The 26,250-nt window shown below is 41.1% G+C and carries 24 protein-coding genes; 10 read left to right on the plus strand and 14 right to left on the minus strand.

What is annotated here, in order from left to right; translation table 11 throughout:
• Positions 1–40 precede the first annotated feature (40 nt).
• Entirely contained in the window at positions 41–598 is a 558-nt protein-coding gene (locus tag ACL6C3_RS19910) for a cyclic nucleotide-binding domain-containing protein (RefSeq protein ID WP_413160780.1), read from the plus strand.
• 16 nt (positions 599–614) lie between these two features.
• Here the strand turns inward: ACL6C3_RS19910 and ACL6C3_RS19915 are convergent, their stop codons facing one another.
• Together ACL6C3_RS19915 and ACL6C3_RS19920 are read right to left on the minus strand one after the other, a co-directional pair.
• Positions 615–1,652, minus strand: a complete 1,038-nt coding sequence (locus ACL6C3_RS19915; protein WP_413160781.1) for a Rieske 2Fe-2S domain-containing protein — start codon at positions 1,650–1,652, stop codon at positions 615–617.
• A complete protein-coding gene (locus tag ACL6C3_RS19920) occupies positions 1,649–3,613 on the minus strand; it encodes an FAD-dependent oxidoreductase (RefSeq protein WP_413160782.1) in 1,965 nt (654 codons plus the stop codon). Before ACL6C3_RS19920 ends, ACL6C3_RS19915 begins: the two co-directional genes overlap by 4 nt.
• A 483-nt stretch (positions 3,614–4,096) precedes the next feature.
• On the opposite strand from ACL6C3_RS19920, the gene ACL6C3_RS19925 reads away from it, so the two are divergent.
• Positions 4,097–6,820: a CHAT domain-containing protein gene (locus tag ACL6C3_RS19925; RefSeq protein WP_413160783.1), complete on the plus strand. Its 2,724-nt coding sequence runs from the start codon at positions 4,097–4,099 to the stop codon at positions 6,818–6,820.
• A gap of 218 nt (positions 6,821–7,038) precedes the next feature.
• Here the strand turns inward: ACL6C3_RS19925 and ACL6C3_RS19930 are convergent, their stop codons facing one another.
• Positions 7,039–8,970 (minus strand): ATP-binding cassette domain-containing protein, encoded by a 1,932-nt coding sequence (locus ACL6C3_RS19930; RefSeq protein ID WP_413160784.1) that lies wholly within the window; start codon positions 8,968–8,970, stop codon positions 7,039–7,041.
• Between the two features lie 221 nt (positions 8,971–9,191).
• Between ACL6C3_RS19930 and ACL6C3_RS19935 the strand changes: the two genes are divergently transcribed.
• On the plus strand, positions 9,192–9,578 hold the full coding sequence (locus ACL6C3_RS19935; protein ID WP_413160785.1) for a nuclear transport factor 2 family protein: 387 nt from the start codon (positions 9,192–9,194) through the stop codon (positions 9,576–9,578).
• Positions 9,579–9,830: 252 nt separating this feature from the next.
• On the opposite strand, the gene ppsA is transcribed toward ACL6C3_RS19935, so the two are convergent.
• Positions 9,831–12,260 carry a phosphoenolpyruvate synthase gene (gene ppsA / locus ACL6C3_RS19940; protein WP_413160786.1) on the minus strand — a complete coding sequence of 810 codons (2,430 nt, stop codon included), beginning with the start codon at positions 12,258–12,260 and terminating at the stop codon, positions 9,831–9,833.
• Positions 12,261–12,631: 371 nt separating this feature from the next.
• Here ppsA and ACL6C3_RS19945 point away from each other — a divergent pair, with 371 nt between their 5' ends.
• Together ACL6C3_RS19945 and ACL6C3_RS19950 are read left to right on the plus strand one after the other, a co-directional pair.
• A complete protein-coding gene (locus ACL6C3_RS19945; protein ID WP_413160787.1) occupies positions 12,632–13,024 on the plus strand; it encodes a winged helix-turn-helix transcriptional regulator in 393 nt (130 codons plus the stop codon).
• A 229-nt stretch (positions 13,025–13,253) separates the two neighbouring features.
• Positions 13,254–13,994: a class I SAM-dependent methyltransferase gene (locus ACL6C3_RS19950; RefSeq protein WP_413160788.1), complete on the plus strand. Its 741-nt coding sequence runs from the start codon at positions 13,254–13,256 to the stop codon at positions 13,992–13,994.
• A 49-nt stretch (positions 13,995–14,043) separates the two neighbouring features.
• Here ACL6C3_RS19950 and ACL6C3_RS19955 read toward each other — a convergent pair whose 3' ends face one another.
• Positions 14,044–15,198: an ATP-binding protein gene (locus tag ACL6C3_RS19955; RefSeq protein WP_413160789.1), complete on the minus strand. Its 1,155-nt coding sequence runs from the start codon at positions 15,196–15,198 to the stop codon at positions 14,044–14,046.
• A gap of 51 nt (positions 15,199–15,249) precedes the next feature.
• On the opposite strand from ACL6C3_RS19955, the gene ACL6C3_RS19960 reads away from it, so the two are divergent.
• Both ACL6C3_RS19960 and ACL6C3_RS19965 read left to right on the plus strand, forming a co-directional pair.
• Positions 15,250–15,375, plus strand: a complete 126-nt coding sequence (locus tag ACL6C3_RS19960) for a hypothetical protein (RefSeq protein WP_413160790.1) — start codon at positions 15,250–15,252, stop codon at positions 15,373–15,375.
• 347 nt (positions 15,376–15,722) lie between these two features.
• Positions 15,723–17,009 carry a Glu/Leu/Phe/Val family dehydrogenase gene (locus ACL6C3_RS19965; RefSeq protein WP_413160791.1) on the plus strand — a complete coding sequence of 429 codons (1,287 nt, stop codon included), beginning with the start codon at positions 15,723–15,725 and terminating at the stop codon, positions 17,007–17,009.
• 169 nt (positions 17,010–17,178) lie between these two features.
• Here ACL6C3_RS19965 and ACL6C3_RS19970 read toward each other — a convergent pair whose 3' ends face one another.
• Positions 17,179–18,138 (minus strand): metal ABC transporter substrate-binding protein, encoded by a 960-nt coding sequence (locus ACL6C3_RS19970; RefSeq protein ID WP_413160792.1) that lies wholly within the window; start codon positions 18,136–18,138, stop codon positions 17,179–17,181.
• A gap of 104 nt (positions 18,139–18,242) precedes the next feature.
• Here ACL6C3_RS19970 and ACL6C3_RS19975 point away from each other — a divergent pair, with 104 nt between their 5' ends.
• Both ACL6C3_RS19975 and ACL6C3_RS19980 read left to right on the plus strand, forming a co-directional pair.
• Positions 18,243–19,043 (plus strand): metal ABC transporter ATP-binding protein, encoded by an 801-nt coding sequence (locus ACL6C3_RS19975; protein WP_413160793.1) that lies wholly within the window; start codon positions 18,243–18,245, stop codon positions 19,041–19,043.
• Between the two features lie 35 nt (positions 19,044–19,078).
• On the plus strand, positions 19,079–19,972 hold the full coding sequence (locus ACL6C3_RS19980) for a metal ABC transporter permease (RefSeq protein ID WP_413160794.1): 894 nt from the start codon (positions 19,079–19,081) through the stop codon (positions 19,970–19,972).
• Here ACL6C3_RS19980 and ACL6C3_RS19985 read toward each other — a convergent pair.
• The 4 genes from ACL6C3_RS19985 to cmoB all read right to left on the minus strand — a co-directional run bounded on the left by ACL6C3_RS19985 (position 19,969) and on the right by cmoB (position 22,280).
• Positions 19,969–20,193: a type II toxin-antitoxin system HicB family antitoxin gene (locus tag ACL6C3_RS19985; protein ID WP_413160795.1), complete on the minus strand. Its 225-nt coding sequence runs from the start codon at positions 20,191–20,193 to the stop codon at positions 19,969–19,971. The two genes, ACL6C3_RS19980 and ACL6C3_RS19985, sit on opposite strands and share 4 nt — an antisense overlap.
• A 15-nt stretch (positions 20,194–20,208) precedes the next feature.
• Positions 20,209–20,370 carry a type II toxin-antitoxin system HicA family toxin gene (locus ACL6C3_RS19990; RefSeq protein WP_413160796.1) on the minus strand — a complete coding sequence of 54 codons (162 nt, stop codon included), beginning with the start codon at positions 20,368–20,370 and terminating at the stop codon, positions 20,209–20,211.
• A gap of 71 nt (positions 20,371–20,441) precedes the next feature.
• Entirely contained in the window at positions 20,442–21,119 is a 678-nt protein-coding gene (locus ACL6C3_RS19995) for a GDSL-type esterase/lipase family protein (RefSeq protein WP_413160797.1), read from the minus strand.
• A gap of 177 nt (positions 21,120–21,296) precedes the next feature.
• The gene (cmoB, locus tag ACL6C3_RS20000; protein WP_413160798.1) at positions 21,297–22,280 is read right to left on the minus strand and encodes a tRNA 5-methoxyuridine(34)/uridine 5-oxyacetic acid(34) synthase CmoB; all 984 of its coding nucleotides are present in this window, start codon (positions 22,278–22,280) and stop codon (positions 21,297–21,299) included.
• A gap of 100 nt (positions 22,281–22,380) precedes the next feature.
• On the opposite strand from cmoB, the gene ACL6C3_RS20005 reads away from it, so the two are divergent.
• Positions 22,381–22,935, plus strand: a complete 555-nt coding sequence (locus ACL6C3_RS20005) for a Uma2 family endonuclease (RefSeq protein ID WP_413160799.1) — start codon at positions 22,381–22,383, stop codon at positions 22,933–22,935.
• Positions 22,936–22,938: 3 nt separating this feature from the next.
• Here the strand turns inward: ACL6C3_RS20005 and cmoA are convergent, their stop codons facing one another.
• Genes cmoA through ACL6C3_RS20025 form a run of 4 tightly spaced genes read right to left on the minus strand, consistent with a single transcriptional unit; the run spans position 22,939 to position 26,244 of the window.
• Positions 22,939–23,700, minus strand: coding sequence for a carboxy-S-adenosyl-L-methionine synthase CmoA (gene cmoA, locus ACL6C3_RS20010; protein ID WP_413160800.1), 762 nt, complete (start codon positions 23,698–23,700; stop codon positions 22,939–22,941).
• An 18-nt stretch (positions 23,701–23,718) separates the two neighbouring features.
• Positions 23,719–24,297, minus strand: coding sequence for a Uma2 family endonuclease (locus ACL6C3_RS20015; protein WP_413160801.1), 579 nt, complete (start codon positions 24,295–24,297; stop codon positions 23,719–23,721).
• Between the two features lie 32 nt (positions 24,298–24,329).
• Positions 24,330–25,049: a tRNA1(Val) (adenine(37)-N6)-methyltransferase gene (locus ACL6C3_RS20020; RefSeq protein WP_413160802.1), complete on the minus strand. Its 720-nt coding sequence runs from the start codon at positions 25,047–25,049 to the stop codon at positions 24,330–24,332.
• On the minus strand, positions 25,042–26,244 hold the full coding sequence (locus ACL6C3_RS20025) for a U32 family peptidase (protein WP_413160803.1): 1,203 nt from the start codon (positions 26,242–26,244) through the stop codon (positions 25,042–25,044). The genes ACL6C3_RS20020 and ACL6C3_RS20025 overlap by 8 nt, the downstream gene beginning before the upstream one ends.
• Between the last annotated feature and the right edge of the window lie 6 nt (positions 26,245–26,250).

A 26,250-nucleotide genomic window follows, 5' to 3' on the forward strand; every position in this document is an offset into this window, starting at 1 on the left:
TTGTACAATAAAAATTCACTTCTACCAACTCTAAAATCCGATGATTGAACAGCCGAAAAAAGTTCTATTTATTCTGGGTGGATTGGATGATAAGGATTTATCTTGGATTATTAGTCGGGGGAAAACACAGGTAATTCCCCCAGGGGAAACGCTGATTTATGAAGGTCGGACGATTGGTGCGCTTTATATTGTTTTGAAAGGGTTGTTGAGTGTGTCTATTTCTCCGAATGGAGAACGAGAACTCGCCCGGTTAGCTGAAGGAGAGGTGGTTGGGGAAATTTCTTTTATTGATAATCGTCCTCCTTTAGCAACGGTGAAAGCGGTTGAAGAAAGTTTGGTTTTGGCGATTCCTCGTTATGAATTAATGGCTCAACTTCATCGAAATGCGGGGTTTGCTTCTCGATTTTATCAGGGGATTTCTTTGTGTTTGGCGAGTCGGATGCGGGGAACGGTTAGGCGGTTGGGATATGAAGTTGAAGATAATTATCTCGAAGATGTCGCCCAGGATACGGAAGAAATGGCCGAGAGCAAACAAGATTTTTTAGAGTTAGCTGAGGTGAAGTTTCAGTGGTTGGTGCAGAATTTAGACATCTCCTAAACCACGAAACGCAGAGTTAAGAGAGTGAGGCTTGATGTTGAATTAATCGTTGAACACTGGCTAATGTTCGGTTGAATTCATATCCTTTTTGTTCGGGGTTGTTTTGATAGGCTTGTTGTTCTTCTTCGATCATTTTAACATCTTGTTGAACTAATCCGTCGAGTAATTTTTGAGCCGAACCGAATAGTTTGTTTTTGAGAAAGCGACGAAATGGAATCGGGAGTTTGTGCAGGCGCCAGAATGAATGTAATGAGGTAAAGTGTATCAGATAGGCTTTGGTTTCGGTTAAACTGACGGGACAAAATAGACAGTAAATTTTAAAGTCTTTTCCCAGTGTTGAAACCCAATGAGGATAGATATAACTCACGGCTAGGGGTTCGGGGTGGAGTTGACGCAAGGCGGGAAAAAATAACTGAGAAATTGACCAGATTTTATCGATTTTATAATAGCTTTGGGCTTGATACTCCGCATCAACTCGATGGGGATGTTCGTCTATTTTTTCTAAAACCGCATCTGTCCACGCTTGCCAATCTTGATGTAAATGTCCGTGATACATATCCATCAAGTTTTCAATTAAAAAAGAATAATGAGCTTGACAGTGAATTAGAGAAACGGTGGCAATATAATTCAAATTTTCCCATTCGGGAATGCCTAGCGGTTTAATTTCGGGTTTAATTTCGGTTGAATGTTCTCCGGGAAAGAGCCAGATAAAACCGTCTAATTCTTGAACCGGATAGTTCCGAATTTGACAGTTGGGGAGTTTTTGATTTTCGGCCAAATAGGGAATTTCGACGCATTCGCCCCGAGGGTTAAATTGCCAACCGTGATAAGCACATTCGAGGGAATCTTTAATGATTTTACCATGACTGAGTTTAACTTGTCTATGGGGACAACGATCTTCTAAAGCGTGAATTTTCCCGTCGTTATCCCGAAATAAAACAATCGGTTGATTCCACAAGATTACCCCTACAGGTTGAGTTTTGATTTCACAACTCCGGGCGACAACATACCAATGATTGGGGTTTATTTCTAAGTTACGAATTTTTTGATTCATATTGTTAAAAATCCTTCTGGATTCACTGAAAATAGGGTTCGCCGCTGTAAACCTTCTTGCTGTAAAATCTCGTTGGCGGCTAATAATCCACTGCTGACGGCTCGTTCCATTAAACCGCAGGGAAAAGGCATTTTGACCCAATCTCCAGCAAACATTAAATTAGAAATACCGGAGGCGGTTTGGGGGCGTTTTGCATAGCTTCCCGGTGGATATCCGGCAAAGTTTTTTTGATTGACTAATTCTCGATGAATTAATTGAGCGGTTTGAAGTTCGGGTACAATTTCATAGAGTTCTTGTTCAAAGGTGGTGAGTAAGTCTTCTTGGGTGGGAAATTGGGATTCTTTATAACAATAAGCGTGCAGTTCAACAACGCTACCCCCGGTTTTTTGATGCCAGTCAATGAATTGTTTTTGAATGCGATGATAAAGGGTAATACTATCGGTGAGTTGGTAGCCGGATAAGGAGGTAAAGTTGCTGTGTTCCCAAGGAAAATCGCGATTAAACCAAAACCGACAAACGGCGAAGGGGTCGGCAACTTCTAGGTTTTGAATTTGTTCTTGTAGGGTTGAGTTTAGTTCTCCTTGAGTTAGCGAAAAAAGCTGTTGAACGCCGGGAATATCTGTGGCAAAGACATAGTAATCGGCTTGAATTGTGGTAGAATTTTCGGGGATATAATTTGATTGATTTCTTATGTTTTCGGCGTTTAAAGCCACCAGTTTAACTTGTTCCGGCTGACGTTGAATGACTTTAAATTGAGCTAAGTTTCGTTCGGCGGGTCCCGAAACAACTTGTCCGTTGCTTTCAAAAATACTGCCGTGACAAGGACAATGAAAGCGTCCATCCTCTGCCCGTTTAACGGTACAACCTTGATGGGTACACGTTAAAGAAATCGCTTCGTTTTTTCCGCTTTGAATGGCATAAACATCATCTCCCGCTCCCCAATATTCCCAGTTTTTTTCTATCAATTGATTTCGTTTAACCCAAAAGGGAACGGGGTTGATAGAATCGCCTTGATAATATGAAATTGAATCTATTTTTCCCGATTTTATCTGAATCTTACTAACGGTTGCTTCGGCAATAATTTCACCCTGTTGTTGTTGAATAGACTGGGCGATGGGTTGAACTAAACTCCTCCCCATATCCTGTTTTGTTCCGTTGAATGCCAAGCCTTCGGGGTTGCCAAAAAAGTAGAAGTGAAAAAACTGCATAAGTTCGGCTGCACTGAGTTTATCCGGTGCATTTAAACTGGATTTGGCAAAGGGTAAAAAATACAAATCATATAAGCCTTGGGGAAAATCTTTTTTCACCCAATTGGCAACGGAGACAGAATCTAAATGTTGAAAACTATCGGGAGTTTTAAAGCCGCCAATTTCTCGAAAAACTTGCCAGTGCTTGGGTTTGGTGAGGTTAATTCCCCAACGCAATCGATTCGGAGAAGAAACGGCTAAATCAACAATATTCCAGGGAAAAGCCGAATGGTTGGGACGAAAATTTTCCGGTTTGTATTGATTGTTTTTAAAGACAACCGAATAAAAGTCTAAAGAGATAAAATGGTTTTTAATTTCGAGTTCGTCAATGATAGAATTGAGGTTATAATATTGAGGAAAGAAACCGTGAAAACCATGTTCCATTCTAAAAGTTTCATTGCCGACTTGAATGTTCCAACTGGCAATTTTACCGCCCAGTTGCGGAGATTTTTCTAAAAGTTTGACTTGAAAACCCCGTTGACTGAGTTCGTAAGCACAGGCTAATCCGGCTAATCCTCCCCCAACAATAACTACCTGTTTGGGTTGATTGAGAAAGCGGGGTAATACCAGAGAATCCTGTTGAAAAAGTGTAGGCTGTGGCTTGTGAAATCGAGAGTAACTAATCAACCCTGAAATAGCACTCACTCCCAGAATTTTAAGGGCTGTTCGTCTAGAAAAACTGGGCAATTGTGGTAAATCAGTAAATCGGCTCATTCTGCAATGAATTGTTAAGGTTTTTTCGAGAGGTTGGGGAGTTTTGCTGTCCTCAGAATTTCACTTTTATGTTTTTAATACTAAGGAAACCCATATGAATCTTAACATTGTGTTGAGCATTTTGGGGATTGATAATCTTACTTAAAGTTTAAATTTTCCCGAGAAGCTTATATTTTTATTAAAAAAATTGGGTTTTGAATGAAAATCAGATAAAGACTTGGATACCGACGGGTACAGACATTCAATAAACCTGTGAATTGATTAAACTTTTAAAGTTTTATCGCTCTAATTAAACCCTCAGAAAACATTTTTTGATTGAAAAGAGTTTTATTCCCTAGACAAAATCAGAGTTTCTTTCTAAAATACAAGTAAGACTGGGGGTAAACAATGCCCGGTGAGGAGGGACTATTGGCAAAGACACGACGGTTTAAATTCAACCCAATCATTCAAAATTTCCAAAGAAAGTTAAAGCAATACTTTCCAATGGGAATGGCGATTTTATTTCTGGTTTCAATGGCGGTGCAACCGGTTCTCGCTCGGGCGGTGTCGCCGGGAATTCCTCTCGTTCAAACTCGGCAAAACGGCTTACAATTAACTCAACAGGCTCAAGCATTTTATCAAGCGGGAGCGTTTGAAAAAGCGGTGCAGTTTTGGCAAGAGGCGGCGGCGAGTTTTGCTCAACAAGGCGATAAAAATAATCAATCAATGGCGTTAAGTAATTTAGCCTTAACCTATCAAAAATTAAATCGGTTTCCGGAGGCAGAAGCGGCAATCACCGAGAGTTTAAGTTTGCTAGAATCGACCAAAAAATCCCGAGAAACGTTAAAAGTATACGCTCAAAGTCTCGATATTAAAGGACGGTTACAGTGGGAAACCGGAAATATCCAAAATGCAATTGATAGTTGGGTAGAAGCGGCGAAAATTTATCAAGAGATGGGAGATAAAACCCGACTCATTCAAAATCAATTAAATCAAGCTCAAGCGTTTCAAGATTTGGGTTTATATCCGAAAGTCTGTCAAACGTTATTACAAGTTTTTGAGGTCGAACAGCCCGTTGAACAGGGTTGTAATTTATCGGATTCTACCGTAAGTTTGTTATTAGAAAAATCCGATGAACCCTGGAAGTTAGAAGGATTGAGAAGTTTGGGGAATTTGCTCCGGGTTGTCGGTCAAATTGAACAGTCTCGAACCCTTTTAGAAAGCAGTTTACAAATGGCTCAACAACAAGGAAATACAGAAGCCATCGCTACAATTTACTTAAATTTAGGCAATACAGAACGAGCCATCGCCGAACGTGAACGCCGCCTTTCTTTTAAAGATGGAGACTCAGAACGAGTCAAACAAACCAAGCGCCAAGCTTATTTAGAAGATTTACAAAAAGCCGAAAATTTGTATCAACAATCTACAGAAGTTTCTCCGGTTTTACTGACTCAAATTCAAGCCCAACTAAACCTACTGAGTTTATTAATTGATAGCGAACAATGGTCAAAAGCAGAACAATTATGGCCGTTACTCTACGAACCCTTACAAACTCTACCCCCAACCCGAACTGGAATCTATGCTCAAATTAATTTTGCTAAGAGTTTATTAGCCCTAAAATCCGCAATTTCCCCGGAAAATCTGAAGATGGAAAAAATTATTTCAATCTTAGAAAATGCCGTTACTCAAGCCGAAGATTTGGGGGATATTAAAGCTCAAGCCTATGCCTTTGGAACCTTTGGAAGACTCTACGAACAAACGAAACAATGGAAAATTGCAGAAGAATTCACCCAACAAGCGCTGAGTATTGCTCCGACGTACAATTCACCGGATATTGCTTATCAATTATCTTGGCAATTGGGACGAATTCGCAAACAACAGGGGGATAGAAAAAGTGCGATTGCTGCCTATACCAAAGCCTTTGATACCTTGCAATCTTTACGCAGTGATTTAGTAGCAATTAACCCCGAAGTACAGTTTTCTTTTCGTGAAAGTGTCGAACCTGTCTATCGAGAATTGGTAGATTTGCAGTTACAAGAAGCCAACGGCTTTCAAATTGCGGGAGATACCCAAAACTTACAAGTACAAATTAAAGAAGTTCGTCAAGTGATTGAATCTTTGCAGTTGGCAGAATTAAATAATTTCTTTCGAGATGCTTGTGTGGATGCCAACCCGACCATTATTGATGAAGTCGCCCAAACTGCTGCGGTCATTTACCCGATTATTTTACCGAATCGCTTGGAAATTATTGTCAGTTTTCCGACGGAACCGGAGCCAACATTTAAACTTTATACAACCCAAGTTAACCGAGAAGAAATCAACCAAACTGTTCGACAATTACAAGGGGAATTACTCCAACCTCCGACGGATGGCACAACCGCACCCACACCCGAAATTTTAACTTTAACCCGACGGGTTTATGACTGGATTATTCGTCCGGCTGAAGTCGATTTAAAGAATAGCGGTATTGATACTTTAGTCTTTGTTTTGGATGGAAGTTTACGAAATATTCCGATGGGAACCTTGTATGATGGGAATGAATTTCTCGTTCAAAAATACGCCCTGGCGCTCACTCCGGGTTTGCAATTGTTAAACCCACAACCGTTAACTCAGGAAGACTTAAGAGCATTATTAGCGGGTGCCAGCGATGCGCCAACGTTTGGAGATTTCGGACAACTTCCTGCGGTTGATGAAGAATTAACTCAAATTGCGGAAACGATTCCCAATCACGAAAAACGTCAGAACGAAGAATTTACCCGAGAAAATCTACAAACTTTAATTAATCAGGTGCCGTTTCCGGTGGTTCATTTGGCGACTCACGGTCAATTTGGTTCTAATGCTGAAGAAACATTTATTTTGACTTATAATGATAGAATAGATGTCAGAACGTTCGACCAACTCTTACGAAAACCCGACGAAAATACTCCGATTGAATTGTTAGTTTTGAGCGCTTGTGAAACGGTAAAAGGGGATGATCGAGCGGCGTTGGGATTGGCGGGAATTGCGGTGAGAGCGGGAGCGCGTAGCACCTTAGCAACGTTATGGACTGTTGAAGATCAAAGTACGGCGAACTTGATGGTTGATTTCTATCGGGAGTTGGCAAACCCCCAACAAAAATCGAATAAAGCCCAAGCTTTACGAACGGCTCAACTTAATCTTTTAAATAATGATAGAACTCGCCATCCTTTTTATTGGGCGCCGTTTGTTTTGGTGGGGAATTGGCAGTAGAATCTGAGGTTTCATATCAAAACCCGGTTTCTCTGTTCAACCGGCTTTTTAGGGCTAGAAAATATTATATTATGTCCGGTTGATTCATTTTTCTGTGATGGTGTGGGGCGGGTTTACCTCAATCTCGGAGTAGTAGTAAAGATCTTTTAGAACCCGCCCCTACAGAATCATTATTGATGAGTCGGAGATGATATTAGGAATGCGTTCCGCTACAGTGATTAAGAATCAATTTCCGCCAATTCTAACCAACGTTCGGTGGCTTCATCAATTTCTAGGGTTAACTGTTCAACTTTTTGATGAAGTTCTTGCACTTGGCTAACTTTTCCCGGAGGTGCGCTGTACAATTCCGCTTCTAACTTTTCTTTTTCGGCTTCTAATTTGGCAATTTTCTTTTCTAACGTCTGATACTCCTTTTTTTCTTTAGAAGACAGTTTGCGGTTTCCGTCTTTATCCCAAGAATAGCGTTGAGATTTTTCAACTTGTTGGGGTTCGGGTCTCTTTTGTTCAACTTTTGTCGCTTGACTGGCGGCTTCGGCTTCTTCTCTGGCTTTGTATTCTAAATAAACCGAATAATTCCCCGGATATTGACGTAAATTTCCCGGAGATTCAAAGGCGAAAATCATGTCAACGGTTCGATCTAAAAAGTAGCGGTCGTGGGAAACAACGATAACACAGCCGTTAAAGTCTTCTAAATATTCCTCTAAAACGGATAAAGTTTGTACGTCTAAATCGTTTGTGGGTTCGTCTAATATTAACACGTTCGGCGCACTCATCAACACCCGCAATAAAAATAATCGCCGTTTTTCACCGCCCGAAAGTTTATGAATGGGTGCATATTGTTGACTGGGGGGAAACAGAAATCGTTCCAACATTTGAGAGGCGGTAATTTGCGTACCATCGGCTGTTTTGACATATTCGGCGACTTCTTTGAGGTAGTCAATTACCCGCTGTTCTTCGTTTAACGCTTGGGTTAAAGCTTCTGAATGTTGATCGAAATAACCAATGTGAATGGTTGAACCTATATCAACAATTCCCGAATCCGGTTGAATTCGACCCGTAATTAAATCTAACAAAGTAGATTTTCCGACCCCATTTTTGCCAATAATTCCCACCCGATCATCCGGTTCAAAGGTATAGGTGAAATCTTTAATAATCGGCTTGTCGCTATAAGTCTTGGAAATGTTTTTTAACTCAATAACTTTTTTGCCAATCCGACGACCTGGGGTAGAGATTTCGACTTTCCCCTGGGCTTGCTTGAATTCAGTTTCCTGCATTCCTTCGATGCGTTGAATTCGAGCTTTTTGTTTGGTACTTCTGGCTTTTGCTCCCCGTTTTAACCATTCCAATTCTCGCCGTAAAACGCCTTGATGTTTGCGTTGTTGACTGACTGCAATTTCTTCGGATTCGGCTTTCTTTTCTAAGAAATAAGAATAGTTTCCGGTGTAGGTGTATAAATCTCCTCTGTCTAATTCAATAATTCGATTCGTTACTTTGTCTAAAAAATAGCGGTCGTGGGTAATTAACAGTAAGGCGCCTCTGTAACTGTTTAAATAGCCTTGCAACCACTCCACTAAGTCAGCATCTAAATGGTTGGTGGGTTCGTCCATTAACAACACATCGGGGTTGGAAAGTAACGCGGAAGCTAGAGCAATTCGTTTGCGATATCCTCCTGACAAACTTCCGACTATGACCTCAAAATCTTCGATTCCCAGTTGAGTTAAAATTATTTTGGCTTGCGTTTCCATTTCCCAAGCATTCGCCGCATCTATGGCTTGAGTTACGGTTGATAAACGGGTGATTAACTCGCTATTTTCTGGATGTTTGGCAATTTGCGTCGAGAGTTCTTCATACTCGCGAATTAGCTTCATTTGTTCGCCACTTTTGGCAAAGACTTGTTCGATAACGGTGCTGTGGTCGTCTAACTCGGGATCTTGGGGTAAATAAACGATTTTGACTTTGGAATTGACTAAAATTTGACCGCTATCAACGGGTTCTAACCCGGCAATTATTTTTAATAAGGTTGACTTTCCCGATCCATTGGTTCCAATTAAACCAATTTTATCGGTTGCATCAAGGCTGAGATTGGCTTCTCTGAGGATTTCCTTGATTCCAAAATCTTTTTTGACCGATTGCAGTGTGAAGATACTCATTCAGCTTTTGGGGTGGTGTTCTCTATGGAAAAATTGAGAGGGAAAAGGGTTTATTCTATTTTATCATTGCCGATCGCCTTTCGGACACCAATTTTTTTATCGATGCAATTAAAGCAATTAAATATAGAAAAGTTAATTCACGAGATTATTGAGGGCGATCGCTTGGAAAAAATCAAAAAAACATTTATAATTGTAGCCAATCCATCGCGGAGCATCTGGTTATGACAAAAACTGAGATTGAACAGCTTTTAAGCGAATACTATCGCCAAGTCGCCGCTTTAAATTCACAGGCTTGGCGAGAAGCTTTTGCGGAAGATGCCGTTGTTTATGACCCGGTGGGAAAACCCCCGCTAAATGTCCAACAAGATGCGGACAAGTTCTTTGAAATTTTATCGAAATTTTATGAAAAGCTAGACATTGCACCCGAACAGATTTTTGTTGCGGGTAATGGAGCCGCCGTCAAGTGGAAAATGAACGTTGTAGCTCGAAATGGTCGCACGGCGACAAGCGAAGGAATTGCTATCTTTGACTTGAATGAGGCGGGAAAAATTCAAAAACTGCAATCCTATTGGGATGAAGCGGCGATGAAGGCGAAACTGATGGGTTGAGTCGATGACTTATCAAAAATATTTTTTAAGATAAATTTAAACATTTTCCGCCCAATTCGACTGCTTTGGCTTACCCCATTCCTGAGAACCTGCATCTATCTTTGGTGTATAATTCGATTGATCTCAAAAGATTTTCTAAAAAAAAGACTGCTTCGGTAATACCCTAACCTCCGCAGCCTCAGCTTTTCCAGAACTTGGGACTCCTCCCAAATTCTAGAACTTGACTTACACCACCCAAACTATATCATTCGATCAAGCCGATCCTTCCATTTCAGCAATATTAAGAATCATTGGCACGACTGAATCTGGATTCAAACTGATCGAATCTATTCCCAATTTCACCAAAAATTTAGCAAAGTCCGGATAATCACTCGGCGCCTGACCACAAATTCCGATTTTACGTCCCTGCCGTTTAACGGTTTGAATTGCCATTTCAATCATGCGGCGGACAGCAGGGTTGCGTTCGTTAAACAGATGCGCCACCAAAGCGGAATCTCGATCTAAACCTAATGTCAACTGCGTCAAATCATTCGACCCGATGGAAAATCCATCAAACACCTGACAAAATTCATCAGCCAATAAAACATTACTCGGTAATTCACACATCACATAAACTTGTAACCCATTTTCACCCCGAACTAAGCCATATTTTGCCATCTCTGCTAACACTTGTTTTCCCTCCTCGGGAGTGCGACAAAATGGAATCATCGGAATCACATTCGCCAACCCCATTTCATCTCGAACTCGTTTAATCGCCTGACATTCTAACCCAAAGGCTTCTCGATATTTCGGGTCAGTATAACGCGACGCACCCCGCCATCCAATCATCGGATTTTCTTCCCCCGGTTCAAACTCCCGACCCCCCAACAAATTGGCATATTCATTACTCTTGAGATCGCTGGTTCGCACAATCACGGGATGGGGATAAAAAGCGGCCGCAATCATACTAATACCATGCGTCAACTGATCGACAAAATAATCGGGTTTGTGATGATATCCTGCGGTTAACTGTTCAATTTGATGCTTGACCTTTTCATCGGTTAATTGATTAAAATGAATCAACGCCAAAGGATGAATTTTAATGTGATTGGCAATCATAAACTCCAAACGCGCCAATCCCACGCCATCAGCAGGCATCGCCGCCAAACGAAACGCTTCTTGAGGATTGCCCACATTCATTAAAATTTGAGTGCGAGTTTTGGGCAGATTTTCTAATACCGTTTCTTCCACTTTAAACGCAATTAAACCCTCATAAACCCGACCTTCTTCTCCTTCCGCACAGGAAACAGTCACCGTTTCACCTGTTTTTAAAACCGTCGTCGCATCCCCACAACCGACAATCGCCGGAATTCCTAATTCTCGCGCAATAATCGCCGCATGACAGGTTCTTCCGCCCGAATTGGTAACAATTGCCCCGGCTTTTTTCATAATCGGTTCCCAGTCCGGATCGGTTTTATTGGTCACTAATACATCGCCGGCTTGGAATTTATCGATATCTTTAACATCAAGAATCACCCGCACTTTACCCTGACCAATGCGATCGCCAACTGCGCGACCCGTTACCAATATTTTACCCTTTTCTTGCAGTTTATATTGCTGAAGAACCTGAGTTGATTTTTGCGACTGTACCGTTTCGGGGCGGGCTTGAACAACATATAATTCCCCCGTCATCCCATCTTTTGCCCATTCAATATCCATCGGCGTGTAACATCCCCGCACTCTCGAATAATGGTCTTCAATTAATATCGCCCACTTCGCCAAGTGCAGAATTTCGCTATCGTTTAAAGCAAATTGTTTCTGTTGCGCCGAATCAACATTAATATTCTTTGTTGTTCCCTCAGCATCGTAAACCATTTTCATCGCTTTGCTTCCCAAACGTTTATCTAAAATCGGGATAAAGCCTTCGTCTAATGTCGGTTTAAACACTAAATATTCATCGGGATTAACGGCACCTTGCACCACATTTTCACCCAAACCGTAAGCGGCCGTAATTAAAGCCGCATTTTTAAATCCGGTTTCGGTATCAATCGAAAACATCACCCCAGAAGACGCCAAATCCGAACGAACCATCTTCTGAACGCCCACCGACAAAGCCACATCAAAATGATTAAATCCTTTAATTGTTCGGTAAGAAATCGCGCGATCAGTAAATACAGAAGCAAAACATTTATGAGTCGCTTCAATAACAGCTTTACAGCCTTGAATATTCAAATAAGTTTCCTGCTGTCCGGCAAAACTGGCATCGGGTAAATCTTCAGCAGTGGCACTCGATCGCACCGCAACATCTACTTTTGTTCCGTAGAAATCACATAATTTTAAATAAGCTTGGGCGATCGCACTTTCTAAGTCTACCGGAAATCGAGTATTAATTAATAAATTTCTGGCTTGTTCGGCGCGAGTTCGTAAATTTTGCAGATCATCAACATCTAAATCCGCCAACAATTGGCGCAATTTTACATCCAAACCGGCCGATTTCAAAAAGTAGCGATAGGCGTAGGCGCTAATGGCGAACCCTTGGGGAACGTTCACGCCTTTGGGGGTGAGTTGGCGAATCATCTCGCCGAGAGAGGCGTTTTTTCCGCCCACCAAGCCGACATCGGCCATTCCAACTTGATCGAACCACAACACCAGCGCTTGTTGTTTGGCAAGGGGGCTATTTTGTAGGGTAATGGTTTTTAACATCAGTAAATTCACTCCAGGTTAAATTGAAGGTCTCCCGCAAAGCCTCTATCTTTCAGTAGAGTTTTTTGCGGGTTTGGCTAAAAATCGGAACGGCTTGGCCGCCCCTTTGAATCTTGTTAAAACAAGTCTTTAAAATAAAAAAGGATTGATCCCCAAAGGTTCTTTGCCGAATGTTACGTGTTTTTAACGAAAGGCTTGTGGGGGACTTGAGTCTTAATCGTTTTGACTTGACTCTACTTTTATCCTATTGTTTTCTCTGGAAATTGCAATCATCCTTTAGAGCTTCCTCACAGTTACAAAACGAAAAAAATAGCGAGGATAAGGATTTTTCGGCTATTATTAAAAAAGATGAAGTTTATGAGGATAGTCCCATGAAGCTCAAAGCAGACGACTCCACGCCTTTGCTGCTGAATGTCCCTCAGTGTCTAGAGATCACCTCTCCGATTGAATTTATTTTGGATCGGGTCGGGAGTAAATGGTCGCTTCAGATTCTCAGAGAACTGTTTGAGGGGAGTCGCCGAACCTACGAACTGGTCGAGGCGTTACCCGGAATTAGTACGAAAACGCTAACAATTCGACTCCGACAACTCGAACAATACGGTTTGGTTAAACGCACTGTATATCCCGAAATTCCCCCGAGAGTTGAATATTCTCTTACCGAAAAGGGCCAAGAACTTCGTCCTGTGATCGAAGCGTTACAACAAGTCGGACAACAATGGCTGCAACAACAGTCCCATGTTTGTCCGTTAGAATTGAGCGGATGAAATTCTGATACAATGTTTATAAATAAACCCGGTTTCTTGTCGGAAACTTCAACATTTGTCCCGAAGAACACCCATGATAAACCGGATTTTTCACCCGTCTTACCGCCTAAATTTTCCGCTAAGTTTATAAAAAACCCGGTTTCTTGCCGGAAAATTCAAGATTTGTGTCGAAAGACACCCATTAGAAACCGGGTTTTTCACTCGGATATCAGATCAGGTATTTTTTAACATGAATACAGAGATTTTCTTCGAGATTCATCAAGGTTTACCCCGCGAAGGGCCGGGTAATTTTGAGTCAACACAAAGGGCTTATTCCTCGTTAACTGATTTACCCGAACAACCCCTAATTCTTGACTTGGGTTGTGGGCCGGGTATGCAAACTTTCCATCTGCTTGAACTTTCCAACGGTCAAATTATCGCCGTTGATAATCATCAACCTTTTCTCGAACAATTACAGGAAGAAGCGGTAAAAAAGGGTGTTCAAAATCGGATTCAAATTGTTAACGCCGATATGTCAGCACTTGAATTTGAGCGAAACAGTTTTGATCTGATTTGGGCGGAAGGTTCGGCTTATAGTATTGGGTTTGAAAATGCGCTTCGCTGTTGGAAACCGCTGTTAAAAGATAAAGGTTATTTAGCTGTTACCGAGATTTCTTGGATGAATTCTAATCCACCCGAAGAATTAAAACAATTCTGGGCGGAAGAATATCCTCAAATGCGGGATATCCAATCCAATTTTACCATAATTGAACGGGCTGGATATCGTCCGGTTGGCTATTTTGTGCTTCCCGAGTCGGCTTGGTGGGAGGATTATTACACGCCTCTCGAACAAAAATTGATCGGTTTATCTCAAAAGTATCAAGATGATGCGGAAAAATTGCCGGTGATTGAACTTCATCAACTGGAAATCGATTTATATCGTCAATATTCAGCTTATTATGGATATGTTTTTTATCTCCTGCAAGTTTGAAATTAAAAACAGGGTTTCTAAAAAAAACAGGGTTTTTGGGGTATAGTGTTCAACTTTTCTCTAAACATCCAGAAACTTTATCGGGTTTTACTTTTATTTGTTCAGAGGATAAAGTTAACGGTAATTTCACGGTAAAAGTTGTTCCTCTCCCCAATTCACTCTCAACAGAAACTTCGCCGTGATGTAAATCAACCGCTTGCTTAACGATAGAAAGCCCCAGGCCGGTTCCCTTAATATTACCCACATTAGAAGCCCGTTCAAATTGTTGAAATAGTTTGTTAAAATAGTTCTGAGGAATGCCAATTCCTTCATCTTTAACCCGAAATATAACTTGTTGCAAATTACAGCTTATCTCTAAAATCACTTGGCCGCCATTCGGAGAATACTTGATCGCATTTGAGAGTAAATTGGTTAAAATATAATGCAAAAGTTTCCGGTCCAGATCAACGCGATAATAACTACTATTATTAATTAATTTTATGCGATGTTTTTCTGTGGCGATCGCTTGATATTCTTCAAGTAAGTTTTGACAAAATTCAATCAGATCGATAAGTTGTAGCCGACAGGGATGTTGAACAGTTTCCGAACGATTTAAAAATAAAACATCTTCAAGAATCTCATCCATATTTTGAATAGAAGTGCGAATTAAGTCGAGATGTTTCTGTCTTTTCTGAGAAGTTAACTGCTCTCCATATTCATGTAAAATTCCGGCGATCGCCTGAATAACAGTCATGCGGTTGCGTAAATTATGGGAAGCCCGAGAAAGATGTTGAGATTTTTCTTGACATTTATTTTCAGCATTTTCTAAAGATTTTTGCAGTTGAATCGCCTGTCGATGTTTGCTGAGTGCAATTTGAATGGTGGCGTGTAATTCTCGTTCGTTAAAAGGTTTGAGAATATAACCGTAAGACCCCGTAACCTGAGCGCGTTTTAAAATTTGATCGTCAGCATAAGCGGTAACATAAATCACCGGAACAAAATAAGATTCATAAATCTCAGCGGCTGTTTCTATCCCATCGCGATCTCCTTCGATAACAATATCCATTAAAATTAAATCCGGGTCAAACTCACGGGTTCGTTGAATGGCTTCGGCGCCGGAAGCCACAATATCGATCACTTGATAGCCTAACTTTTCTAGCTTACGGGCTAACCCCTGAGCAATCAAAAATTCATCTTCAACAATAAGAATTTTAGCCTCACTCATCACGCACAACCTATTTTATCTTTATAAAATTCTGTTTCGTTAAAATGTTTATTGAACTTCAATTTCTCCGTCAACACCGAAATAGCGATCGCTTCTCAGGCTTTGGAGAAGGACAACTGGGGATGTTGGAATCTGTTAAACGGTCAACCGGAAAAAGTAGAGGTGAACTTAACATAGTCAACAGAGGGGTCGTGAACAAAAGCGCATCTTTCTTTGGTTCAATCTTATCGTTATTGCGGCAACCCGATCAGTGATCGCGATCTTCTGCCCCCGGTCCCTTTTGCAGGGGGGCTACAGGTTGACACCTAAAACTGTAACAAATTTTACAAAATTTCCCCAAATTCAAAAATCTGAGTTAATCTAGGAATAGAGGAAATCCATCAAGGGATCAAGGAATTACCAGGAAAAATAGATAAGTACAAGTACAGGAGGCGAAAAAACGCTGCACTCCTGTTCCCACTTTCTATGAAATCCTGAAAATTCTCCCTCTCAGTCTTCACGACACGCTAAGAGGTTAAAAACTCATGGTTTCATCACTGCAAGCAACTGCGGCACCGACACCCGCTTATATTTGTCCTTTCGATCGCACCTGTAGCTATCTGCAACAGGCCGCCGACGAACTGCAAATCGATCAAAATGTCTTGGTCATTCTCGAACAACCCCGGAAAGTGGTCACGGTTTCCATTCCCGTTAAACTCGATAACGGCCAGGTGACGGTGTTGGCGGGACATCGGGTGCAACATTGCGACGTTCTCGGCCCCTACAAAGGCGGAACCCGCTACCATCCGGCGGTTACTTTGCAAGAATTATCCGCCCTGGCGATGTTAATGACGTGGAAATGTGCGTTGTTGGGAATTCCCTACGGCGGTGCAAAAGGGGGTATTGCGATCGATCCTAAATATTATAGCGTGGGTGAACTCGAACGCATCACCCGGCGTTACGTGAGCGAATTAATTAAAGATATCGGCCCCGAGTTGGATATTCCCGCCCCGGATATTGGCACTTCATCGAGAGAAATGGCTTGGATGATGGATACTTATTCGATGAATATGGGTCGGGCAATTCCGGGTGTTGTTACGGGAAAACCCCTCTCTATTGGCGGTTCAAAAGGCCGAGATTTAGCCACAGGACGGGGCGTAATGATTACCGTTCGCGAAGCTTTGCTGGAACAAAATCGCAGTTTAAAAGGCGTTGAAATTGTGATTCAAGGCTTCGGAAAAGTTGGGGCGGCTGCGGCGCAATTGTTGCATGAAGCGGGCGCGAAAATCTTGGCGGTTTCCGATGTTTCGGGCGGTATTTTTAACGAACAGGGGTTAGATATTCCCGCACTTCAACAGTATGTTGTTGAAAATAATTACAGTATTGCCGGATTTTCGGGCGGTGAAATGATTTCTAATGCGGAACTGTTGACTTTACCTTGTGAAGTGTTAATTCCGGCGGCGTTAGAAGACCAAATTACTGAAGAAAATGCCGATAAAATTCAAGCGAAATTTGTGGTTGAAGGGGCGAATGCGCCGATTACATTAATCGCCGACCAAATGTTAGAAACAAAAGGGGTAATGGTGTTACCGGATATTCTGGCAAATGCCGGGGGTGTGGTTGTTAGTTATCTGGAATGGGTGCAAGGTCAATCCTATGTTTTTTGGGATGAAAAACGGGTTAACCGGGAAATGGAAAAATTGATGGTACACGCCTATCATCGGGTTAGCGAACGTTCACAAAAACGGGGCGTTTCGATGCGTTTGGCGGCTTATACTTTGGGGGTTGGTCGTGTGGCGCAGGCGTTAAGCGATCGGGGTTTATATCCATAAATTGTCCGGTTAAGAATTGTCGGGTGGGTGACAACCTTGAATTCAATTGTTGGGATTCTGGGGAAATTGATATCACCCACCAGTTAGTTCGTAGTTGCGCTTTAGCGCACTAGACAAGGGCGGTCGCCCAACTACAAACTTTTGAAAATTTAGTGAAAATTATGCCTACCTACTGAGGTTCAAAAGCGGTTACTTGTCCCCCCAAAGCATTAACAATAGTTTCGGTATTTGACACCAACATTTTAACATAACTATCGCCCTCACTTCCCGGCGAACCAATCGAATCAGAATAAAGTTCAGTTGGCGCTAATTTTACCCCCGCTTCTTCGGCGACGGTTGTGATTAATTTGGGGTTAATTGTGGTTTCTGCAAAAATAGCGGGAACTCTGCTATTGCGAATCGAATCCGCCAACTGACTAACGGTTTGGGCGCTGGGTTGTTCTTCGGTACTAATTCCAATTAAAGTACCCGTTACTTCCAAACCATAAGCACGCGCATAATATTCAAAAGCATCGTGAGTCGTCACTAATTTGCGTTGATTTTCAGGAATCGTTGCTATTTGTTGTTCGATCCAAGTATCGAGTTGTTGCAATTCTTGGGTTAGTTTAGCCGCATTTTCGGTAAAAACTTCCCGATCTTCGGGAGAAAGTTCGATTAAACTATCTCGAATCGTATTCACCATTATTATCGCATTTTCTACATTTCCCCAAACGTGCGGATCGGGTTCGGTTTGTCCTTCATATTCCATCTCCAAAGGCGGAACAACTTCCCCAACCGCCACTTTTTTTGCGTCCACTCCCGCCGCATTCATTAACTTAATTAATCCCGGTTCTAAATTGTAGCCATTATAAAAAATTAAATCCGCTTCTTCAAAGGCAATACTATCTTGAGGAACGGGTTCATAAACATGAGGATCGGCACCGGGTTCTAATATTCCTTGATGTTCAATTTCATCGCCCCCAACCGTTTCAGTTAAATCCGCAATAATCGTACTGGTTGAAACCACCTGGGGTTTATCATTCTCGGGATTATTTGCAACATCTTGGGTACAACTACTTAATAGAGTTCCCAAGAGAATTCCTGCTGTCGTCAACCTTAAGACAGAGTTGAAAGCCTGATGAATACTCACGTTTAACCTCACTTCCGATAGATTTTCATAATCTGTTCATTGATTATTTCATAATTCTTTCATTTTGTGGTATTCTTGAGACTGTAGCGAGGAATAATCAAGCGATGGACACCCTACGATTCTTTGACGATAGCGTTACTTCTCCTCAACTGGAATCCGTCTCTCTGGGGATTCCGGGGATTAGCGTTCAGCATCTCAGCGTCCAATATCGGGGCGTTGAGGCGTTGCGGGATATTTCTGTGGAGATCAAACCCGGACGTCTAACCGGAATTATTGGCCCGAATGGTGCGGGAAAAAGTACACTGATGAAGGCGATGTTGGGATTAATTCCGGCGATGGCTGATCCGGTTTTATACGGAAGTCAACCCCTGAGTCAACAGCGTCATCGTGTGGCTTATGTTCCCCAGCGATCACAAATTGATTGGACTTATCCGGCGACGGTTTGGGATGTGGTAATGATGGGAAGAATTCGCAAAACCGGATGGTTTCGTCGCTTTTCTACGGTGAGTCGTCGTCAGGCGTCGGAAGCGCTAGAAAGAGTCGGAATGAGTGCTTATAAAAATCGTCCCATCGGTCAATTATCGGGGGGTCAACAACAGCGTGTATTTTTAGCACGAAGTCTCGCCCAAGAAGCGGAAATTTTCTGTTTTGATGAACCCTTTGTTGGCATCGATCAAAAAACCGAAAATATTATTTTTGAAATCTTTCGAGATTTGGCAAATTCCGGTAAAATGGTGTTGGTGATTAATCACGATTTGGGAGAATCCATTACCAATTTTGATGAAATCATTTTATTGAATAAAGAACTGATTGCTGCGGGTCGCCGTCAACAGGTTCTCCAAGAAGAAAACTTAAATCGTGCTTATGGCGGTAAAGTTGTTTTCTTTTCAGGAAATGCAGCTTAAGTTTAAAAGGAGTAGCAGAAAATTAGTCAAATAAAATGTGGGATATTTTAATCGAACCCTTGCAATATAGTTTCATGCAGCGATCTTTGATTGTTGCAATTTTAGTGGGTTTAATTTGTGCGGTTGTTGGTAGTTATTTGATGGTGCAACGCCTCGCTTTATTGGGGGATGCCATCAGTCATTCTGTCTTACCGGGGTTGGCTATTGCCTATATTGTCGGTGCGAATATTTTCGTCGGTGCGTTTATTGCGGGGGTGATTAGTACCGTTTTTATTAACTTAATTCGCACCCGCAGCAACATTAAAGAAGATGCGGCGATGGGAATCGTATTTTCCGCCTTTTTTGCGTTGGGAATTACCTTAATTACCATCGTTCAAAAAGACAACAAAATTGACCTGAATCACTTTTTATTTGGGAACATTCTCGGGGTGACATTGGGAGATGTTCGGGATACGGCGATCATTGCCGTCATTGTTATTTTAATTGTGGTTTTAATTTACAAAGAACTGCTGTTTTATACCTTCGATCCTTTGGGTGCAGAGGCCGTTGGTTTGCCCGTAAACCTCCTCAATTTTGGGTTAATGGTGTTAATTGCCTTAACCATTGTCGCCAGTTTAAAAGCCGTTGGAGTGGTGTTAGTTTTATCATTATTAATTACTCCTGCGGCGACGGCTTATTTACTCGTTAGTCGTTTGCATCAGATGATGTTTTGCGGGGTGGGAGTAGGGATAGTTTCAAGTATTAGCGGAATGTATCTCAGCTACTATTATAACCTCCCTTCCGGCCCCGCGATTGTGTTAGTGACATCGGGATTATTTACCCTAGCTTTTCTATTGAGTCCCAGTCAAGGACTCCTCACCCGTCCGTTAACCACCGCCAACCAACCCGCGTTTTTAAAAGAGTTAAAAAATTTAATTAATCGTTCTTAAATCGAGAGGGTGACAATTTCACTGGTAGAAGTTGGTTGAGGAATCGGTTGACCGCTTTCTTGTAAATCTTCAAGATGAAATGAAATGGCTTCCTGAATCAATTGCAATACTTCCTCTTTTGTTTCTCCTACGGCAACACATCCGGGTAAATCTGGAACATAAGCCCCGTAGCTTGATGTTCCTTTTTCTAGAATTACAGTGTATTTTAACAGTTGGCTCATTAGAATATTACTCCTTTACTTCAATCCGGCTTGTTTTAAAACGCTGTTAAGTGTTCCGGGTGGCATATCTACACTTAATTTCCCGGAAACGGTCACTGTTCCAACTTTATTTGGATGGTGAAATTGTCGATGACTTCCTCGTATCCTGACTTGATACCATCCATCGTTTTCTAGCAACTTGATAACATCCTTTACTTTCATCAATTTTTTTTAAAAACAACCCACTGTGAATTTAATTTTATCGGTATTTAATTAGTGGAGGATTTGTATTTCATTAAACTAGCAGGCCATTTTGCATCTTTGAGTAACGGACGCAAATCTTCAGCAACACGACTGGCTAATACTTCGTGTCCAACTGCATTCGGATGAATCACATCATCTTGTCGATGTTTGGGATTATTCAAAACTCCTGTAAAGATTTGAGGAATGAGATAAGCTTGGGTTTCTTGAGCAACTTTTTCAAACATTTCTTTGTAAGGATCGTTGAGCAAACTGGGGTTAATTCCCAATAAAACAACTATCGCCCCCTGTTGTTGAATTTGAGTAATAATTTCTCGTAAGTTTTCTTCAGTTTCAGCAACAGGAACTTTTCTCAGATAATCATTTCCGCCAAGTTCAACAATAACCAACCAAGGGTTTTCGGATATTACATCCTCTTGAAGTCGATTTAATCCCATTGCTGTGGTATCTCCAGCGACACCTTTATTTACAATGGGTAAACCCAATTGACGACTGAGAACATTGGGAAAAGCTTCGGTTTCGGCGACACCATAGCCGGATGCAATACTATCACCTAAAACGATTACTTGTTCACCAACTCCCGCATCTATATTTTTAACAGAATCCAATCCCTGACTACAGCCCATCGCGACTAGAAGCCCAGCCAAAAATAACAGAAAAGAACAGAACCATCGACGAGTTTTCATCGCAAATCTTGCTCGATAAAAAAGATATAACTTGAGTTGAAATTGTTTGTGGCGGTAATAGCCGACTGGCGAGATCGGAAATTTGGGGATTAACAGCTTGTAAATAGTCTACCCATTCCCAAAATGCCCAATCCCATAATAAATTATAGCTTATACTCAGATAATTTTGCCATTTTATTAATCTTTGTGAGCAATTACATAATAACGCCAGGGTGCGGGATAACCTTCTACAGTCAATGAAGGATTTTGAGGATCTAAAAACTCAGATAAACTATCAATATCCGCCCAACTGGTGCGGCGTTGTTCTTCCGTTGAAAGGGGTTCGGCAAAAAAACAATTAACATCGGTAAAACCAGCCCGATTTATCCAATTTTCCAAGCATAATTGAGTTGGGAGAAACCAAATTCCTCGCGCCCGTGCATAACGTTTTTGAGGGGTTAATGCAACGGGTAAATCTCCCGGTATTCCCTGACAGTCAATAATAATTTCTCCGGTTTTTTTCAGAGATTTGTGCAGTTTTCGCAGTAAACCCACCGGGTCAGTATGATGATACAAAATCCCCAAACAGAAAATCGTATCAAAAAAATCGGGATAAAGGTCAATATGTTCGACGCCCAACAGTTCAAAATGAAGCATTTCCTGTCGGACAATATTTTGAACCAGTTGAAAGTTCCAGAAGTGTTTGGCGTAGGGTTCAAAACCAACGACACAGGCGGGTTTTTGATGCGCCATTCTAAACATAAAATAACCGTTGTGACAGCCAATATCTGCAACTTTGCGGTCGGTTAGTGATTGAATATGCGGTAAAATCCGCTCCCATTTCCAATCAGAACGCCATTCGGCATCTATAAAAGTTCCAAACAGTTCAAACGGCCCTTTTTTCCAGGGACAAAAGGCTTTTAAGCTTTGATTAAATCGCTGCTGCTGTTCAAAAGAGAGTTCATCCGCTTCACCAACTTTTATCACCGAACCGGAAAAATCAAACTTGTTACTTTCAATATCTTTAACCGCTTGAACCGCTTGATAATATCGCTTAGTTTTGGCTTCAAACAGTTGTTTTTGTCGTTCCTGACGGATGGCTAAAATATTTTCATATTCAATAATATCATTGTATTGTTCGAGATAGTCAGGCGCGACATAACCCAGGCTTTCATCTAACATTTTACTTCGAGATAACACCGATCTTTTTAATCATAACAGTAATGTAGACAAAAGTTATAAAAATATTGCATAATAAAAAGCAAGAATTTAGGAGAAAACGATGACCGTTACCCTGTTTAAATGGTCATTAGACCGATACCACGAAGCGATCGCCAACGGGTCAATCCGAGAAGATGATCGGATAGAATTACTAAGAGGAGATTTAGTGGTTAAATTACCAGAGGGAATACCTCATGCTTACTACAGTTCAAAAGTTAGTGATTATTTGCGGAAATTACTAGGGAATCAAGCTATGATTAGTGAGGGTCATCCGATCACATTACCCAACAATTCGGAACCGGAACCCGATATTGCAATTGTTCAACCTTTGGGTAAACAATACCTAAATCATCATCCCTATCCCGAGAATATTTTTTGGATTCTTGAATTTGCTAACACCTCTTTAGAGAAAGATTTAGGATTAAAGAAATCCATCTATGCAGAAGCTAAAATTCAGGAATATTGGGTTGTGAATTTGAAAAACTCAGAGCTAAAAGTATTTAGAAATCCCAATAATAATGATTATACATCGGAATTGACCTTAACAACAGGAACGATTTCCCCTTTGAGTTTTCCCGATCTTTTAATTGCGGTTCAAGGGTTGATTAATTCTTAAAGATTATTTTCCTTTTAAAGCCACAAACGAAATAAAGTTATGCAGTTTAATAATCGAGTCAACCTGTTCAAAGCCACTTTCTTTTAACATCGAAATTTGTTCGGCTTCCGTGAGCGGAATTAACACATTTTCCAGCGCTTCTTTCTTGCGTTCGATTTCATTTTTGGCGTAACCATTGCGAGTTTTAAACGCTTCGTAGTGTCGGGTAATGGTTTCTTGAAATTGGGGAGAACCAGAACGAATTTTTTCGCTGAGAAAGAGCAACCCACCGGGAACTAAACCTTCATAAATTTTTCGCAGTAACTTTTGACGTTGGTTTAGGGGTAAAAACTGTAACGTATAGTTCATTACGACTACACTACTTTGATTAAATGAACAGTTTTCGGCTTGATTACAAATGAGTTCTATTTGGTGAATTTGGGAGATTTCAGCTAATTTTTTTTCCGCTTTTTCTAACATCGCTTGAGAACTATCAATCCCCACTAAAGTTGCAGGTTCCTTTAAAAAACGTCCGAGTAATTCTAAAAAGGTTCCCGTAGAACAACCAATATCTATAACTTTTGTTCCGTCTTGATAATAGGCTAAACCCCAATGCGCCGCACAAGCAACCACCTCTCGATACAGGGGAACTGAACGGGAAACCATATCATCAAAAACCCGCACAACTTCTTCATTAAAAACAAACGGTTTTGGCCAGGTTCCTTTCTCAAAAAGTTCGTCTTTTTCGGAACTAAAATAAAGTTCGGTATTGAATAAATCGCTCATGTTTTTATCAAGTTCAATTTAAGTATTGGGGAAAACTTTCGCCAAGTCAAGCAATAAATCGGAAAACTGGGGGAGCGAAATTGTTTCGTCGGGTAAAGAAATCTTTTGGATACGATAACCCCAACTTCCTTGGGGTTTTTGATAGGGTTTGCTGTAAGCTTCCAAAATGCGATCGCCAAGATTAAAGATCCAAAAATCGGAGATTCCATCTTCAGCATACAGGGGTAGTTTTATCTCTTTATCGTAGTCCAAAGACGAATCAGAAATCTCAATTACCAATATGATATCATTGCCGGTAGGGTGCGAAGCGAGATAGTCATCGGGACGATTAATAACAATTGTAAAATCGGGTTCGGGTTCGCTGTTTGAGGATAAAATTATCGGAGATTGACATCTTAAAGTTGCTCGTTCAGATATCAATTTAGAAAGTTCTCGCAGTAACTTAGTTAAACAGACTTCGTGAGCCGTTCCTTTCGCCGCCATTTTAACCAATTCTCCTCGAATTAATTCTATGCGATCGCTCGGTTGTAAAATCCCAAGTTCTGTTAGGCGATGATATTCGGAAATTGTAAAACGTTTAAAAGTTGCGGGAAACATAATCAATAAATGCTATTCAAAACATCAATAATTTAATACTTTAGATAAAAATCTTGAACTAAATCAATAAATTCCGGCGTGTAAATATGCCTCTCTGTTTCAATGATTAGGGTGTTTTCGGATTGATTTTTTTGACGTTTGCTCAATTCCATTAAAATTCGTTTGGTTGAACTTGTTGGCGTCGGTTTTACCAACAACTTTTGATTGCAGAAAAAACCAAACTCTTGAGCCTTTTCTTGAAAACGATTCGCCGCCTCGGTCGGATAAATAACCGCCAACCTTCCCCCCTCATCTAAAAGCTGTTGTGAGACGTTTAACAAATCAATTGCTGACAAAAGATCGGTATGTCGCGCCACCGTTCTGGGTGGTTTGGAGGCTTTGTAGGCGTTCTCAAAAAAAGGGGGATTTGAGACAATTAAATTATACCGCTTTGAGCAACATTTTGTATAGTCCTGAACGGAACTGTGATAAATTTTAATGCGCTCTTTCCAAGGGGTTTGCGTAACATTTTCTTGGGCTTGAATAAAAGAATTTTCATCAATTTCTACGGCATCAATTTCTGCGGTTGAACGCTGCGCCAACATCAACGCCACCAAACCCGTCCCCGTACCAATATCTAATAGGGTTTGAGTATTTTTAACCTCCGTCCAGGCTCCCAAAAGTACGCCATCGGTTCCCACTTTCATCGCACAACGGTCTTGAAAGATGGTAAACTGTTTAAACTGAAAATAAGGATTAGAACGCCTAGCCATTCTCCATTTTACCTAACAGTAAAGACCCCGGCATAGCTTTTTTAAACCAATTGGCAATCAAAATTTGTTCGCGATCGCATTTTTTGATCACCTCGCCTTTTAAGTTGCGAAATTGAATATCTTCCGGAAGTTCTCGTTCTTCCCCAGTCGGCAGAATTAAAGAGTTAATTTGGGAAAGTTCAAAGGGTTGTAACGCATAAAAAATCACAGCAGTTTTACTCTCAACCGCCACAATTTCAGCCAGTCCAATTTCATTGCGATAAGCCGCCAATTTCGCCTTAGATTTCATGCGATCAAAAATAGAAGTCGTGCGGTTTGCTTTAAAAAAAGGTGCGCGAATCGGTTTGGGCCATTGAGTTTTTAGCGCTGTGGGGTTATCTAAAATTTGCCGACAAATCTTATCAACATTTACCACAATATTTTGATCAAAATTTTCATCAAAATTTTCATCTTGGCTTAAATGTCGCAAGTCCAAACGCACGGTCTGTAAACCCGCCTTTTCTAAAGACTCTAACCGATCCAAAATAAACTGATCCTTATCCAAAAACATAAACGTACCATGCACCGTTTCTAGAGTCGGAAAAGGTCGATTTTGACTTTCTTCTGAGGCGACAGTGGTTTCGAGATAACGAATTTCTTCGGAACTCTTGACCGAGATATGTTTCGATAACAAAGAACGGGGAGAATAAAACAGCAAAATTCGCCCTACGCCCAAAATTTCGCAAGCAACCGGAAGTTTTTGACAATATTCTATCAGTTTTGCTTCGGGTAGTTCTATCGATAAAACCAACCGCTCTAACGAACCCGAAAGAACCTCACACCACCCTTGCAAGGCTTCAAGATTGTGATTTCCCGTTTCAACAATTAGCTGTATTTTCAACTGCGGAAAATGACTTTTCACCCACCAAGCCGCACCCGGATCGCAAACTCGAATTGCCGAAAATTTGCTAAGATTATACTGAGAGATTTTTTGACAGATTTCCATCATAATCTGTTCCGGCATTAATATATCCCAAACCAACACCGGATGCAGCGAACGTTTAACGGCTTCAGACGCGAGAAATTCGGTTTCTTCGAGTGAAAGTTTTCCTTGACGAGCCAATAACAAAGGTTCTAGCAAAACCTCCTCTAAATTCGGCGCCAGAACGCACCGTTCTAAATCAGAAATCGATGAGACAAAGGTGTTAAATTGCATTCTATT

It is taken from the genome of Capilliphycus salinus ALCB114379, from assembly GCF_047276495.1.
GTDB classification, from domain to species: domain Bacteria; phylum Cyanobacteriota; class Cyanobacteriia; order Cyanobacteriales; family Microcoleaceae; genus Capilliphycus; species Capilliphycus salinus.